The following is a 17,019-nucleotide window of genomic DNA, read 5'->3' on the forward strand; positions in this document are numbered from 1 at the left end:
TCCGGCGGGGCCCATCCGGGCACGGCGGAACGGCAACCACAAGGAACCCATGAAAATTTATTCCGCAGACACCTGGACCCTCGAGGAGCTGCAGGCCCTCGCGGCCGACGCTGGCCGGCGCACCGTGCTGGTCCCCGCCGCCGACACCAGGCGGGCCGTCCTTGAGACCTTCGCCGAGGTCCTGGACTTCCCGGAGGACGACGAGGTGGACCTCGACGCGCTCAATGACGCACTGCACGATTTCGCCGACGCGGTTGCCGACGACGGGCAGGGCCCGGCCACGGTCATCTGGGAAGTCCCGGCCGCGTTCCGGGCCGACCGTTCCTTCGGCGTCGTCTGCGAGATCCTGCAGGACGCCGAACGCTACGCCGGAAAGAACCTGGCCGTCACCGCCGTCTGCCTCTAAGCCCGCCACAAACAACAGCGCCGCACCCCGGGCTTCCGGGGTGCGGCGCTGTTGTCGTTCAGCGGGCGGGGGCAGGGATTAGGCGTTGACGATCAGGCCCAGTTCCGCCTTGGACGCGAGGCCCGGGTGCTTCGGGAGCACCCGCACCGTGTAGCCGAAGGAACCGGACCGGTCGATCACCACGGTGCCGCTGAACAGATGCCGGCCCCGGCCCAGGTCCTCAATCGCCTTCAGCTCCGCCACCGTGACGTCGGCCAGCTCGTCGCTGTCCTCCGCCTTGCCGTAGGCCACCTCCACGGCCACATCATCCGGCGTGAGGTCCCGCAGGGACACGTACGCGTTCACCTGGAGCATGTCGCCGATCTGCGGGTCCTCGGAGACGCCCACCGAATCCACGTGCTCCACCTGGATCTGCGGCCAGGCGGCACGGATCCGGGACGTCCACGCCGCCAGGTCCTTGGCCTCGGCGAAGTTGCTGGCCATGGCCCGGCGGCCGGCGACGGCGGCCGGGCGGTACAGGATGTTGACGTAGTCCTTGAGCATCCGCTCCGCGGACACCGCCGGGCCCAGGTGGGACATGGTGTGCTTGATCATCGAGACCCAGTGCGTGGGCACAGCCTGCCGCCCGGACTCCGAGGGCCCGGCAGCTCCCGCGCCGTCGGAGACGGTGAGGCCGTAAAAGCGCGGGGCCACCTGCGTCTCCAGCAGCTCGTACAGCGCGGCCGCCTCAATGTCGTCGCGTTCCTCCGGGGAGGCCCCGTTGTTGGCGGTCGGAATCGCCCAGCCGTTTTCGCCGTCGTACATCTCGTCCCACCAGCCGTCCAGGACAGAGAGGTTGAGCGAGCCGTTCAGGGCGGCTTTCATGCCGGACGTGCCGCACGCCTCGAGCGGGCGCAGCGGGTTGTTCAGCCACACGTCGCAGCCCGGGAAGAGGGTGCGGGCCATGGCGATGTCGTAGTTGGGCAGGAACGCGATGCGGTGCCGCACGGCCGGGTCGTCGGTGAACCGGACCAGGTCCTGGATCATCTTCTTGCCCGCGTCGTCGGCCGGGTGCGACTTGCCGGCGATGACCAGCTGGATCGGGTGGGTCTTGTGCAGCAGCAGCGCCTTCAGCCGCTCGGGCTCGCGCAGCATGAGGGTGAGCCGCTTGTACGTCGGCACGCGGCGGGCGAAACCGATGGTCAGGATGTCCGGGTCCAGCACGGAATCCGTCCAGGCCAGTTCGGCGTCGGCGGCACCGCGCTTTTTCCACGCGGCACGGAGGCGGCGCCGGACATCGTCCACGAGTGTCACGCGCATCTCGCGGCGGAGCGCCCAGATCTGCTCGTCGGTGACGTTGTAGGCGAGGTCCCAGCGGCCCTGCTCGTCCGCGTCGGCGCCGAACTGGTCGCGGGCCAGGGCGGAGACGCGCGGGTCCACCCAGGTGGGGACGTGCACACCGTTGGTGACCGAGGTGATGGGCACTTCGGCGTGGTCGAATCCCGGCCACAGGGCGGAGAACATGCCGCGGGACACCACACCGTGCAGCTTGGCCACACCGTTGGCGCGCTGGGCCAACCGCAGCCCCATCACCGCCATGTTGAACACAAACGGGTTCCCGTCGGTGTAGTCCTCGCGGCCGAGGTCCAGGATCCTGCCCACCGGCACTGCGGGCGCCAGCCCGGCGTCGAAGAAGTGCTGGATCTGCGAGACCTCGAAGCGGTCGATGCCGGCCGGGACCGGCGTGTGGGTGGTGAACACCGTCGAGGCGCGTCCGGCGGCCAGCGCTTCCTCCCAGCTCAAGGGGTCCGCGGCGGACATCATTTCCTGGATGCGCTCCACGCCCAGGAAACCGGCGTGGCCTTCGTTGGTGTGGAAGACTTCCGGCGCGGGGCAGCCGGTGAGCTCCGTGAACGCGCGCAGGGCCTTGACGCCGCCCATGCCGAGCAGGAGTTCCTGCTGGAGGCGGTGGTCGCCGCCGCCGCCGTACAGGCGGTCGGTGATGCCGCGCGCGGCCTCGTCGTTCCCCGGGACGTTGGAGTCCAGCAGCAGCAGCGGAACACGCCCGACGTCGGCGCGCCAGATGTGTGCCAGCAGCTTGCGGCCGTGGGGGAGCGGGAGCGATATCTGGAGGGGTTTGCCGTTGCCGTGGGGCGAGGCCTCGCGCAGCAGGGTCAGCGGCAGCCCGTCCGGGTCCAGGACGGGGTACGTCTCCTGCTGCCAGGCATCGCGGGACAGCGACTGCTTGAAGTAGCCGGCCTGGTACAGCAGTCCGACGCCGATCAGGGGCACACCCAGGTCCGAGGCCGCCTTCAGGTGGTCGCCGGCCAGGATGCCGAGGCCGCCGGAGTACTGCGGCAGCACCTCGGTGATGCCGAACTCGGGGGAGAAGTAGGCGATGCAGGCAGGGGCGCCGTCCCCGAGGCTCTGGTACCAGCGGGGCTGCTCGAGGTACCGGTCCAGGTCGTCGGCGGCGGCATGGACCCGGCGCACCACGTCCTGGTCCGCGGCGAGGCGCTGCAGCTCCTCCCGGCTGACCAGCCCGAGGAACCGCACCGGATCGTGGGAGCTGTCCGCCCACACTTTCGGGTTCAGGCCCTCGAAAAGCTGCCGCGTGGGCAGGTGCCACGACCACCGGAGATTGGTGGCCAGCCGGGCGAGCGGCCGGATCGGTTCGGGAAGAACGGTTCGGACGGTAAATCTGCGGATTGCCTTCACCTGCGAAACACTAACCGACAAGTGTGGGGCCCGGAACTGGTTTAAGTTTCTTTTGGATAAATGACGGACGGCGTTTCAGGAAACGTCCCGAAAAGGTGAGCAGTCTTAGCAATCTGGCCGAATTGTCGATAACGTCGAGCCTGTGACGACTAACTCGCGAACCAGTGCCGTGTCCAAGCAAAAGCCGAAGGCCCTGATCACGGAGGGCCTTCGCTTTGGCCGTTTTCCGATCACCGCCGTGCAGCCCGCGGTCGAAGGCGGTAAATTCCCCGCCAAAGCCGTGGTGGGCGAGACCCTGGTGGTGGGCGCCACGGCCTTCCGCGAAGGCCATGACCAGCTCGGCGTGAGCGCCGTCCTGCTCGATCCCCGCGGCAAGGAACGCCAGCGCGTCCGCCTCGCCCCGCCCCGCGGCAACCGCGGCAAGGGAACAGACCGCTGGGAGGGGACGCTGACCCCCACCGCCACGGGCAACTGGTCCTTCGTCATCGAGGCATGGCACGACCGCTACGGCACCTGGCACCACAACGCCGAGGTCAAGGTCGAAGCCGGCATCGACGTCGAACTGATGCTGGCCGAGGGCGCGGCCCTGCTCACCGAAGCCTCCGAGGACCCGTCCCGCCCCTCCGCCGACCGCCGGACGCTGCGGATGGCCGTCGTCGGGCTCAACAACGCCGGCAAAACCGTCGAGGAGCGCCTCGCCGCCGGATTCAGCCCGGAGGTCGCCGCCGTCGTCGCCCGCCAGCCGATCCGCGAACTGGTCACCGTCTCGGAGAAGTACCCCCTGCTGGTGGAGCGCGAGCTCGCAGGCCGCGGCTCCTGGTACGAATTCTTCCCCCGGTCCGAGGGCGCCGTCCGCGACGCCGCCACCGGCGAGTGGACGTCGGGCACCTTCCGCACGGCAGCCAAGCGGCTCGACGCCGTCGCGGCCATGGGCTTCGACATCATCTACATGCCGCCGATCCACCCGATCGGCGTCCAGCACCGCAAGGGCCCGAACAACACCCTGCTGGCTGGCCCGCACGATCCGGGTTCCCCCTGGGCCATCGGCGCCAAGGAGGGCGGCCATGACGCCATCCACCCGGACCTGGGCACCTTTGAAGACTTCGACGCGTTCGTCGCGCGGGCAGGGGAGCTGGGGCTCGAAGTAGCCCTCGACCTGGCGCTGCAGGCCGCGCCGGACCACCCCTGGGTTGAACAGCACCCCGAATGGTTCACCACCCGGGTCGACGGCAGCATCGCCTACGCCGAGAACCCGCCGAAGAAGTACCAGGACATCTTCCCGCTCAACTTCGACAATGATCCCGCCGGCCTGTCCAACGAGATCCTGCGCATTGTCCTCCTCTGGGTCAGCCACGGGGTGAAGATCTTCCGCGTGGACAACCCGCACACCAAGCCGGTGTGGTTCTGGGAGTGGCTGATTGCCAAGGTCAACAAGAAGCACCCCGACGTCGTCTTCCTCGCCGAAGCGTTCACCCGCCCGGCCATGATGCACGCGCTGGGCCGCGCCGGGTTCCAGCAGTCCTACACGTACTTCACCTGGCGGAACACCAAGGAGGAGCTGGAGGAGTACTTCCAGGAGGTCAGCCACGAGTCCCCGGCCTATTTCCGGCCGAACTTCTTCGTCAACACCCCGGATATCCTCACCGAGTTCCTGCAGTATGGCGGCCCGGCCGCGTTCAAGATCCGGGCCGCGCTGGCCGCCACAGCCAGCCCCATCTGGGGTGTCTACGCCGGCTTCGAACTGTACGAGCACGTGGCCCGTCCCGGGGCCGAGGAGTACATCGACAACGAGAAGTTCGAGTACAAGGCCCGGGACTGGGACGCCGCGAACGAATCGGGCCGGACGCTGGCGCCGTACCTGACCCGGCTCAACGAAATCCGGCGCGCCCACCCCGCCCTGGGCGACCTGCAGAACCTGACGGTGCACCAGAGCACGGACAACGCCACCGTGGTCTACTCCAAGCACAAGACCCTCCCGGACGGCACCAAGGACACCCTGATCATTGTGGTCAACGTGGATCCGCACGGCATCCGGGAAAGCGCCGTGACCCTGGACCTGGCGGCCCTGGAGCTGGATCCGGCGGACGTGACGCACAACGGCCGGTTCATGGTGGATGACCTGCTGTCCGGCGAGAGCTGGGAGTGGGGCGAATACAACTACGTTCGACTGGACGCCCACGTGGAACCCGCACACATTCTTAGCATCCGGAGGTAGAACGAGTGAGTTTCAGTCCCACGAACCCCAACCAGCACTTCAGCCCGAAAGGGACCTTTGAACTGAACGCGCCAGGCCTCCAGCACGACCCCCACTGGTACCGCAAGGCGGTGTTCTACGAGGTGCTGGTCCGGGGGTTCGCGGACGGAAACGGTGACGGTTCCGGCGACTTCCACGGCCTGATCGAGAAGCTGGACTACCTGCAGTGGCTCGGCGTCGACTGCCTCTGGCTCCCGCCGTTCTTCCAGTCCCCGCTGCGGGATGGCGGCTACGACATCTCCGACTACAACTCGGTGCTGGACGAATTCGGCACCATCAGCGACTTCAAGCGGCTCGTGGCGGAGGCGCACGCCCGCGGCGTGCGCGTGATCATCGACCTGCCGCTGAACCACACCTCGGACCAGCACCCCTGGTTCCAGGAATCGCGCAAGGACCCGGACGGCCCGTTCGGGGACTTCTACGTCTGGAGCGACACGGACGAGAAATACGAAGACGCGCGCATCATCTTCGTGGACACCGAGGAATCCAACTGGACCTTCGACCCCATCCGGCGGCAGTTCTTCTGGCACCGCTTCTTCAGCCACCAGCCGGATCTCAACTTCGAGAACCCCAAGGTCATCGACGCCCTCTTCGACGTCGTGCGGTTCTGGCTGGACCAGGGCATTGACGGTTTCCGCGCGGACGCCATCCCGTACCTGTACGAGGAAGAGGGCACCAACTGCGAGAACCTGCCGCAGACCCACGAGTTCCTGCGCAAGCTGCGCAGGATGGTGGACGAGAGCTACCCGGGCCGTGTGATCATTGCCGAGGCCAACCAGCCGCCGGCCGAGGTGGTGGAGTACTTCGGCAGCGAGGAGGAGCCGGAGTGCCATATGGCGTTCCACTTCCCGATCATGCCGCGGCTCTACTACGCGCTGCGGGACCAGAAGGCGGCGCCCATCATCGAGACGATGAAGGACACACCGGACATTCCCGACGGCGCCCAGTGGGGCACCTTCCTGCGCAACCACGACGAGCTGACCCTCGAAATGGTCACCGCGGACGAGCGCGCCGCCATGCTCGGCTGGTACGCACCGGACCCGCGCATGCGCGCCAACATCGGCATCCGGCGCCGGCTGGCGCCGCTGCTGGACAACTCCCGTTCCGAGATCGAACTCATCAACGCCCTGCTGCTCTCCCTGCCCGGCAGCCCGTTCCTGTACTACGGCGACGAGATCGGCATGGGCGACAACATCTGGCTCGAGGACCGCGACGCCGTCCGCACCCCGATGCAGTGGAACCCGGACCGCAACGCCGGGTTCTCCAATGCGGACCCCGGCAAGCTGTACCTTCCGGTGATCCAGTCGCTGGTTTACAACTACAGCATGGCCAACGTCGAGGCGGAAGCGGCCCACTCGGGTTCGCTGCTGCGCTGGACCCGGCAGATCCTCAGCGTCCGGAAGAACCACCCCGCCTTCGGCCTCGGCAGCTTCGAACACGTCGAGGCCGACCACGACGTCGTCCTGGCCTACCTGCGCGAACTCAAGGAAGGCAATTCCGCGGGGGAGGACAGCGAAACCATCCTGTGCGCCTTCAACCTGTCGCAGCACCCGGTGGCCACCACGCTGCGGGTGCCGCGGTTCGCCGGCCGCGGGCTCCGCGACGTGTTCGGCGGGCAGGCGTTCCCGGCGATCTCCGACGACGGAACCCTGACGCTGACCCTGGGCAGCCACGACTTCTTCTGGCTGCGGATCCGCTCGGCCGGCTCCAACCCGGCGTCGCCCCACACACAGGCCATGCCGATCCTGTCCATCGAAGGCTGAGATGACCCGACCAACCCTTACCCCTGCCCTGAGCGGACTGCTGGGCGGCTGGCTCCCGCACCAGCGCTGGTTCCCGGTCAAGAGCGCCGCTTTCAGCTTTGAACCGGCCGGCGCCCTGAGCCTGGCTGGCGGTTCCGGGGATGCAGCCGCGGCGGCCGACTTCCAGGTGCTGCTGCTGGCCGTCAGCTACCCGACGCCGGACGGCTCCCGGACCGACGTCGTGCAGGTCCCCCTCTGCATCCGCCACGCGCCGCGGGCCGGGGCGGACGCGGCGCTGATCGGGCAGCTGTCCGTGCCCGTCCCCGACGCAACCGCGGGAACGGACGCCGCCGGAGCGCCCGGCGCCCGCTGGATCTACGACGGCGTCCACGACCCTGCGTTCATCGCGGCGTGGCTGGAACTGATGCGCAGCGGCGGCACCACCCCGGCCGGGAACGCTGCCGGGCACCTCGTCGAGTCAGGCTACGTCCTGCCGCGGGCCACCGGCGTCGTCAAGGTCCTTTCCGGCGAACAGTCCAACAGTTCGGTGATCGTCGACGACGGCGGGTCGGCCGCGATCCTGAAGTTCTTCCGGGTGCTTTCGGCCGGACAGAACCCGGAAGTCGAAATCGGGGCCGCCCTGACCGCCGGGCGCACCCATGAGGTGCCGGCCACCCTTGGCTGGGTCACCGGGGAGTGGCTGGCCCCGGACACGGAGCAGCAGGCCCGCCCCGCGCACGGTGAACTTGCCGTGGCGCACGAGTTCCTTGCCGGCGGCCTTGACGCCTGGCGGCTGGCCGTCGACGCGGCAAGCCGGGGCCAGGCGTTCACCGCCGAGGCGCACGCCCTCGGCGCCGCTACGGCTACCGTGCACCGCCGCCTCGCCCAGGCTCTCGGCGTAACCTCTGAATCCGAGCCGGGGGGAGACATCGCGCCCGGAGTCGCCCAGCGTGTCCGGCAGTCCTGGGCTCAGGCCGGCGCCGCCGTCGGGCCGTACGGCGAAGCCCTGGACAGCCTCCTCGGCCGCCTCGAAGGCAGCAGCGCCGGCCCCCTGCAGCGGATCCACGGAGACCTGCACCTGGGCCAGATCCTGCAGGTTCCGGGCGGGCCCGGGACGGCGCCCCGCTGGGCCATCCTTGATTTCGAGGGGGAGCCGCTGCGGCCGATCTCGGAGCGGAACTTCCCGGACGTCCCGCTGCGCGACGTGGTGGGCATGCTGCGGTCCTTCGACTACGCCGCCGGCGCGGCCGTCCGCGAGCAGCCGGATGCCGCCGTCCCGGAAACCTGGGTCGACGACTGCGCCGAGGCCTTCCTCGCCGGCTACGCGGAAGTCATCCCCGGCAGCATCGACCGGAACGCGCCGCTCTTCGTGGCGCTGTGGCTCGACAAGGCACTTTATGAAGTCATCTATGAACTACGGAACAGGCCGGACTGGCTCTCCATTCCGGTCCAGGCATCACGTCGTCTCCTCGGCAGTACAGGTTCCGGCGCCCCCGCCGAAACCGCAGCGGAAGGTATCAAAATGACAGGCTCAGCACGTATCGATCGACCCGGAAGTCCACTGCCGGTGGACGCGGACACCCTGGCGAGGGTCGGCGCCGGCGAACACCACGCGCCGCACTCCGTCCTGGGCGCCCACCTCGATGACCACGGACACGTGACCATCCGCACGGTCAAGCACCTCGCCGAGGCTGTCTCGGTCGTGACCGCCGCCGGGACTTACCCGATGACGCACGAATCCGCCGGGGTCTGGGTGGCGGTCCTGGAACCCGAGACGGAGGGCCACGTGCCGGACTACCGGCTGGAAGTGACCTACGAGGGCCAGGCGCCGCAGCCGGCCGATGACCCCTACCGCTACCTGCCCACCATCGGTGAACTGGACCTGCACCTCATCGGGGAGGGCCGGCATGAGCGTTTGTGGGACGTCCTCGGCGCCCACGTGCAGCACTACAAGTCCGTCCTCGGCGACGTCGACGGCGTGTCCTTCGCCGTCTGGGCCCCGAACGCCCAGGCAGTCCGGGTCAAGGGCGACTTCAACGGCTGGGACGGCCGGCAGTCCTCGATGCGTTCACTGGGGTCCTCCGGGGTCTGGGAACTCTTCATTCCGGGTGTTGTAGCAGGGGCGTGCTACAAGTTCGAGATCCGCACCCGGCACGGCCATTGGGTGGAAAAAGCCGACCCGCTGGCCTTCGGCACGGAGGTTCCGCCGCTGACGGCGTCGCGTGTGGTGGAACCCTCCTATGCGTTCAAGGACGCGGAGTGGATGGAAGCCCGCGCCGCGCGGGACCCGCACAACGCGCCGATGAGTGTGTACGAGGTGCACCTGGGCTCCTGGCGGGTGGGCCTCAGCTACCGGGAACTGGCCAAGGAGTTGGTGGACTACGTCAAGTGGCTCGGCTTCACGCACGTGGAGTTTATGCCCGTCGCGGAGCACCCGTTCGGCGGGTCCTGGGGCTACCAGGTCACCTCCTACTTCGCCCCGACGTCACGCTTCGGCCATCCTGACGAGTTCCGCTACCTTGTGGACGAACTCCACCAGGCTGGCATCGGCGTCCTGCTGGACTGGGTGCCGGCGCACTTCCCCAAGGATGAGTGGGCGCTGGCCCGCTTCGACGGCGAGCCCCTCTACGAGCACGCCGACCCGAACCTGGGCGAACACCCGGACTGGGGAACGCTCATCTTCGACTTCGGCCGCAGCGAAGTCCGCAACTTCCTCGTCGCCAACGCGCTGTACTGGCTGGACGAGTTCCACATCGACGGTCTGCGTGTGGACGCCGTCGCCTCGATGCTGTATCTGGACTACTCCCGTGAGGAGGGGCAGTGGCAGCCGAACCGTTTCGGCGGCCGGGAGAACCTGGAAGCCATCTCCTTCCTGCAGGAAGTCAACGCCACCGTCTACAAGACCCACCCCGGAGCGGTCATGATCGCCGAGGAATCGACGGCGTTCCCGGGTGTCACGGCGCCCACCAGCCAGGGCGGGCTGGGCTTCGGAATCAAGTGGAACATGGGCTGGATGCACGACTCGCTCAAGTACATCGCTGAGGACCCGTTCAACCGCCGCTGGCACCACGGCACCATCACCTTCTCCATGGTGTACGCCTACACGGAGAACTTCCTGCTGCCCATCAGCCATGACGAAGTGGTGCACGGCAAGGGCTCCATGCTCCGCAAGATGCCCGGGGACCGCTGGCAGCAGCTGGCCAACCTCCGTGCTTTCTTGGGGTACCAGTGGGCGCACCCGGGCAAGCAGCTGATCTTCATGGGCACCGAATTCGGCCAGGAGGCCGAATGGTCCGAGCAGCACGGCCTGGACTGGTGGCTGGCCGACATTCCGGCGCACCGCGGAATGCAGCTCCTGACCAAGGACCTCAACGAGCTGTACAGCTCCACCCCGGCGCTGTACGAACGGGACAACGATCCCGCCGGTTTCCAGTGGATCAACGGCGGCGACGCCGACCGGAACGTCCTGACCTTCATCCGCCGGGATGCCGAGGGCAACCCCCTGGTGTGCGCCTTCAACTTCTCCGGCGCGCCGCACGCGGACTTCCGCCTCGGCGTCCCCGCCGCGGGGGAGTGGGCGGAAGTGCTGAACACCGACGCCGATGCGTATGGCGGGTCCGGGGTTCTGAACGGCGGGCCGCTGACGGCGACGGACGTCGACACCGACGGCCAGCCGGCAACGCTCACCGTCACGCTTCCTCCGCTGGGCGCGGCGTACTTCAAACCGGTCGGATGATCCCTGCCCGGGTGTTCCCGCCCGCTGCCCCTGGTTAGCGCGGTTGGTTAGCCCGGTTGGTTAGGCCTGACGAGTTCCGCCGAAAAGCCTGGAATCCCCGTGATTCCGGGCTTTTTGGTGCCCTGCAGCAGGACGCCCGGGGGCGCTTTTGTCACCACGGCAAAGTGGTGGTAGAGTTTATTTCCGCGCTGCTCCCCGGAGTTGATCGGCCACCAAGACCCCAAGCCTCACGGCAAGACGGAGTCAGGAAGCCGAATTGACAAGGGTGAAGCGGCCCGGTAAGTTAGAAAAGTTGCTCCGGAGCGATCCGTGACCATGGTTTTGGTTGTGGTGGTGCCGGGTGTGTCTGTTGTTTGAGAACTCAATAGTGTGCCAAGTTTGTTGATACCAATTGTTTTATTGATTGGTTGTTTTGGCTGTGTTGTCCACCCCGTGGATGGCATGGTTTTTACAGCTGGTTTCAAATTTTGTGTCTGTTGTTTGAGAACTCAATAGTGTGCCAAGTTTGTTGATACCAATTGTTTTATTGATTGGTTGTTTTGGCTGTGTTGTCCACCCCGTGGATGGCATGGTTTTTACAGCTGGTTTCAAATTTTGTGCAGCCTTCTTCTTCCGTTTTCCCGGGGGTGTTGGTTGTGTCTGTTTTACTTCAACGGAGAGTTTGATCCTGGCTCAGGATGAACGCTGGCGGCGTGCTTAACACATGCAAGTCGAACGATGATCCGGTGCTTGCACCGGGGATTAGTGGCGAACGGGTGAGTAACACGTGAGTAACCTGCCCTTAACTCTGGGATAAGCCTGGGAAACTGGGTCTAATACCGGATATGACTCCTCATCGCATGGTGGGGGGTGGAAAGCTTTTTGTGGTTTTGGATGGACTCGCGGCCTATCAGCTTGTTGGTGAGGTAATGGCTCACCAAGGCGACGACGGGTAGCCGGCCTGAGAGGGTGACCGGCCACACTGGGACTGAGACACGGCCCAGACTCCTACGGGAGGCAGCAGTGGGGAATATTGCACAATGGGCGAAAGCCTGATGCAGCGACGCCGCGTGAGGGATGACGGCCTTCGGGTTGTAAACCTCTTTCAGTAGGGAAGAAGCGAAAGTGACGGTACCTGCAGAAGAAGCGCCGGCTAACTACGTGCCAGCAGCCGCGGTAATACGTAGGGCGCAAGCGTTATCCGGAATTATTGGGCGTAAAGAGCTCGTAGGCGGTTTGTCGCGTCTGCCGTGAAAGTCCGGGGCTCAACTCCGGATCTGCGGTGGGTACGGGCAGACTAGAGTGATGTAGGGGAGACTGGAATTCCTGGTGTAGCGGTGAAATGCGCAGATATCAGGAGGAACACCGATGGCGAAGGCAGGTCTCTGGGCATTAACTGACGCTGAGGAGCGAAAGCATGGGGAGCGAACAGGATTAGATACCCTGGTAGTCCATGCCGTAAACGTTGGGCACTAGGTGTGGGGGACATTCCACGTTTTCCGCGCCGTAGCTAACGCATTAAGTGCCCCGCCTGGGGAGTACGGCCGCAAGGCTAAAACTCAAAGGAATTGACGGGGGCCCGCACAAGCGGCGGAGCATGCGGATTAATTCGATGCAACGCGAAGAACCTTACCAAGGCTTGACATGAACCGGTAATACCTGGAAACAGGTGCCCCGCTTGCGGTCGGTTTACAGGTGGTGCATGGTTGTCGTCAGCTCGTGTCGTGAGATGTTGGGTTAAGTCCCGCAACGAGCGCAACCCTCGTTCTATGTTGCCAGCACGTGATGGTGGGGACTCATAGGAGACTGCCGGGGTCAACTCGGAGGAAGGTGGGGACGACGTCAAATCATCATGCCCCTTATGTCTTGGGCTTCACGCATGCTACAATGGCCGGTACAAAGGGTTGCGATACTGTGAGGTGGAGCTAATCCCAAAAAGCCGGTCTCAGTTCGGATTGGGGTCTGCAACTCGACCCCATGAAGTCGGAGTCGCTAGTAATCGCAGATCAGCAACGCTGCGGTGAATACGTTCCCGGGCCTTGTACACACCGCCCGTCAAGTCACGAAAGTTGGTAACACCCGAAGCCGGTGGCCTAACCCCTTGTGGGAGGGAGCTGTCGAAGGTGGGACTGGCGATTGGGACTAAGTCGTAACAAGGTAGCCGTACCGGAAGGTGCGGCTGGATCACCTCCTTTCTAAGGAGCACCTACAACAACCCTGCCCCGTGTATGCGGGTGTGGTGGTGTTGTCAGGAGTACGCCCGTTGCGCAGACGTTTGTTCTGCGGCGGGTGCTCACGGGTGGAATATCAGCAAATAGCGGCCGCGTGGTTTTTCCTGGTGCCCAGTACGGGTTCCGCCTTCGGGTGGGGCTTTGGACCGGTGCGGGGAAGGGTTTGCGTGGTTTAGTGTTTGGCACACTGTTGGGTCCTGAGACAACAGGACCGTAGTCCATGAGCTTGTTCCTTCGCGGGGCGGGGTTGTGGGTGCGGGACTTTTTGTTTCTGGTTTCCTGGCTGCACGGAGCATGCACGGTATGTGTGTGGGGTGTGTGGTACGGGGTTGTTGTTTGAGAACTACATAGTGGACGCGAGCATCTTTTATAAGAAGCAATTTCCAAGAATATGAACCTGGATCTGTCCTTGCACCTTTTGGGTGTGGGGGTGGTTTCTGTGGTTCTCTCGAAATTACTCCTTGATCTTTTGTGGTCAAGTTTTTAAGAGCACACGGTGGATGCCTTGGCATTAGGAGCCGAAGAAGGACGTAGGAATCTGCGATAAGCCTGGGGGAGTCGATAACCGGACTGTGATCCCAGGGTGTCCGAATGGGGAAACCCCGCCAGGGGCGCGAGTTACCTGGTGACCCGCATCTGAACACATAGGGTGCGTGGAGGGAACGCGGGGAAGTGAAACATCTCAGTACCCGCAGGAAGAGAAAACAATAGTGATTCCGTCAGTAGTGGCGAGCGAACGCGGATCAGGCTAAACCGTTCCATGTGTGATAGCCGGCGGGCGTTGCATGGTCGGGGTTGTGGGACTTCCCACTCCAGCTCTGCCGGGCTGGGAAGGTGAGTAGTACAGGCATAGGTGAACGGTCTTGAAAGGCCGGCCAGAGAGGGTGTGAGCCCCGTAACCGAAATGTTGTGTACCGCCTGGTGAAGTATCCCAAGTAGCACGGGGCCCGAGAAATCCCGTGCGAATCTGTCAGGACCACCTGATAAGCCTAAATACTCCCTAATGACCGATAGCGGACCAGTACCGTGAGGGAAAGGTGAAAAGTACCCCGGGAGGGGAGTGAAACAGTACCTGAAACCGTGTGCTTACAATCCGTCGGAGCCATCACAGCTTGCTGTGTTGTGGTGACGGCGTGCCTTTTGAAGAATGAGCCTGCGAGTTAGTGTTACGTCGCGAGGTTAACCCGTGTGGGGAAGCCGTAGCGAAAGCGAGTCTGAACAGGGCGTTGCAGTGGCGTGATCTAGACCCGAAGCGAAGTGATCTACCCATGGCCAGGTTGAAGCGACGGTAAGACGTCGTGGAGGACCGAACCCACTTCAGTTGAAAATGGAGGGGATGAGCTGTGGGTAGGGGTGAAAGGCCAATCAAACTTCGTGATAGCTGGTTCTCCCCGAAATGCATTTAGGTGCAGCGTTGCGTGTTTCTTACCGGAGGTAGAGCTACTGGATGGCTAATGGGCCCTACAAGGTTACTGACGTCAGCCAAACTCCGAATGCCGGTAAGTGAGAGCGCAGCAGTGAGACTGTGGGGGATAAGCTTCATAGTCGAGAGGGAAACAGCCCAGACCACCAACTAAGGCCCCTAAGCGTGTGCTAAGTGGGAAAGGATGTGGAGTTGCGAAGACAACCAGGAGGTTGGCTTAGAAGCAGCCATCCTTAAAAGAGTGCGTAATAGCTCACTGGTCAAGTGATTCCGCGCCGACAATGTAGCGGGGCTCAAGTACACCGCCGAAGTTGTGGATTTCAGACATGTGCCAAGCCCTTGTGGTTCAGGCGTCTGGAGTGGTAGGGGAGCGTCGTGTGGGCAGTGAAGTCGCGGTGTAAACCAGCGGTGGAGCCTACACGAGTGAGAATGCAGGCATGAGTAGCGAAAGACGGGTGAGAAACCCGTCCGCCGAATGATCAAGGGTTCCAGGGTCAAGCTAATCTGCCCTGGGTAAGTCGGGACCTAAGGCGAGGCCGACAGGCGTAGTCGATGGACAACGGGTTGATATTCCCGTACCGGCGAAAAACCGCCCATGCTGAACAGGGGATACTAACCGCCCGAGACCTGCCCGACACCCCTTGTGGGTGAAGGGTTTTGGTGGAGCGCGGGACCTGATCCTGGGAGGCAAGCGTATTAACAGGTGTGACGCAGGAAGGTAGCCAAGCCGGGCGATGGTTGTCCCGGTCTAAGGATGTAGGGCGAACGGTAGGCAAATCCGCCGTTCATGATGCCTGAGACCCGATGGGACCCCCGTATGGGGGGATTTGGTGATCCTATGCTGCCGAGAAAAGCATCGACGCGAGGTTTTAGCCGCCCGTACCCCAAACCGACACAGGTGATCAGGTAGAGAATACTAAGGCGATCGAGAGAATTATGGTTAAGGAACTCGGCAAAATGCCCCCGTAACTTCGGGAGAAGGGGGGCCCCAACCTTGATGGACACACGCTGTCCGGAGGGGATCAGGGCCGCAGAGACCAGGGGGAAGCGACTGTTTACTAAAAACACAGGTCCGTGCGAAGTCGCAAGACGATGTATACGGACTGACTCCTGCCCGGTGCTGGAAGGTTAAGAGGACCGGTTAGCCGCAAGGCGAAGCTGAGAATTTAAGCCCCAGTAAACGGCGGTGGTAACTATAACCATCCTAAGGTAGCGAAATTCCTTGTCGGGTAAGTTCCGACCTGCACGAATGGAGTAACGACTTCCCCGCTGTCTCAACCATAAACTCGGCGAAATTGCAGTACGAGTAAAGATGCTCGTTACGCGCAGCAGGACGGAAAGACCCCGAGACCTTTACTATAGTTTGGTATTGGTGTTCGGAGTGGCTTGTGTAGGATAGGTGGGAGACGTTGAAGCCCGGACGCCAGTTCGGGTGGAGTCATCGTTGAAATACCACTCTGGTCACTTTGGACATCTAACTTCGGCCCGTAATCCGGGTCAGGGACAGTGCCTGATGGGTAGTTTAACTGGGGCGGTTGCCTCCTAAAAAGTAACGGAGGCGCCCAAAGGTTCCCTCAGCCTGGTTGGCAATCAGGTGGCGAGTGTAAGTGCACAAGGGAGCTTGACTGTGAGAGAGACATCTCGAGCAGGGACGAAAGTCGGGACTAGTGATCCGGCGGTACATTGTGGAATGGCCGTCGCTCAACGGATAAAAGGTACCTCGGGGATAACAGGCTGATCTTGCCCAAGAGTCCATATCGACGGCATGGTTTGGCACCTCGATGTCGGCTCGTCGCATCCTGGGGCTGGAGTAGGTCCCAAGGGTTGGGCTGTTCGCCCATTAAAGCGGTACGCGAGCTGGGTTTAGAACGTCGTGAGACAGTTCGGTCCCTATCCGCTGCGCGCGCAGGAAATTTGAGAAGGGCTGTCCTTAGTACGAGAGGACCGGGACGGACGAACCTCTGGTGTGTCAGTTGTACTGCCAAGTGCACCGCTGATTAGCTACGTTCGGATGGGATAACCGCTGAAAGCATCTAAGCGGGAAGCTCGCTTCGAGATGAGATTTCCATACACCTTGTGTGTGAGAGGCCCCCAGCCAGACCACTGGGTTGATAGGCCGGATGTGGAAGCGAGGACTAACGACTCGTGAAGCTGACCGGTACTAATAGGCCGATAACTTACACCACACCTTCCTCCGTGAACGGCATTCAAAAGACGTTCACAACCAGGAGCGAAGACAAAGAAACAAGACTGCTTGCGTCCACTATGTGGTTCCCAACCAACAAACCCGTTGACTAGGAACCAAAACAACTGAATACAACACCACACCTGCACCAGCATCACCGGTGCAGGAAGTTGTAACCAAAGATTTCCCACCCCCTCTCACCAGGGGGCCGGGTAACAGGGTTACGGCGGTCATAGCGTGGGGGAAACGCCCGGTCCCATTCCGAACCCGGAAGCTAAGACCCACAGCGCCGATGGTACTGCACCCGGGAGGGTGTGGGAGAGTAGGTCACCGCCGGAACATCATTAGGTCGAGGACCCCCGAACA

5 protein-coding genes and 3 rRNA genes are annotated in these 17,019 nt (G+C 63.6%); 7 read left to right on the top strand and 1 reads right to left on the bottom strand.

Annotated features, from left to right (window positions below; translation table 11 throughout):
• Positions 1–49: 49 nt before the first annotated feature.
• A complete protein-coding gene (locus tag AR539_RS05825) occupies positions 50–406 on the top strand; it encodes a barstar family protein (RefSeq protein ID WP_066433519.1) in 357 nt (118 codons plus the stop codon).
• Between the two features lie 78 nt (positions 407–484).
• Here AR539_RS05825 and glgP read toward each other — a convergent pair whose 3' ends face one another.
• On the bottom strand, positions 485–3,103 hold the full coding sequence (gene glgP, locus AR539_RS05830; protein WP_066433521.1) for an alpha-glucan family phosphorylase: 2,619 nt from the start codon (positions 3,101–3,103) through the stop codon (positions 485–487).
• A gap of 142 nt (positions 3,104–3,245) precedes the next feature.
• Between glgP and AR539_RS05835 the strand changes: the two genes are divergently transcribed.
• The 6 genes from AR539_RS05835 to rrf all read left to right on the top strand — a co-directional run bounded on the left by AR539_RS05835 (position 3,246) and on the right by rrf (position 16,992).
• A complete protein-coding gene (locus AR539_RS05835) occupies positions 3,246–5,318 on the top strand; it encodes an alpha-1,4-glucan--maltose-1-phosphate maltosyltransferase (RefSeq protein ID WP_269433679.1) in 2,073 nt (690 codons plus the stop codon).
• A gap of 5 nt (positions 5,319–5,323) precedes the next feature.
• Positions 5,324–7,120, top strand: a complete 1,797-nt coding sequence (treS, locus tag AR539_RS05840; protein WP_066433527.1) for a maltose alpha-D-glucosyltransferase — start codon at positions 5,324–5,326, stop codon at positions 7,118–7,120.
• 1 nt (position 7,121) lies between these two features.
• Positions 7,122–10,835: a 1,4-alpha-glucan branching enzyme gene (locus tag AR539_RS05845; RefSeq protein WP_066433529.1), complete on the top strand. Its 3,714-nt coding sequence runs from the start codon at positions 7,122–7,124 to the stop codon at positions 10,833–10,835.
• A gap of 649 nt (positions 10,836–11,484) precedes the next feature.
• A 16S ribosomal RNA gene (locus tag AR539_RS05850) occupies positions 11,485–13,009 on the top strand.
• A gap of 509 nt (positions 13,010–13,518) precedes the next feature.
• Positions 13,519–16,654: ribosomal RNA gene (locus AR539_RS05855) — 23S ribosomal RNA — on the top strand.
• A 221-nt stretch (positions 16,655–16,875) separates the two neighbouring features.
• A 5S ribosomal RNA gene (gene rrf / locus AR539_RS05860) occupies positions 16,876–16,992 on the top strand.
• The 16S, 23S and 5S rRNA genes sit together here, the layout of an rRNA operon.
• Positions 16,993–17,019: the final 27 nt, after the last annotated feature.

The sequence above is a fragment of the Arthrobacter sp. EPSL27 genome, assembly GCF_001512305.1.
Taxonomy (GTDB): domain Bacteria; phylum Actinomycetota; class Actinomycetes; order Actinomycetales; family Micrococcaceae; genus Arthrobacter.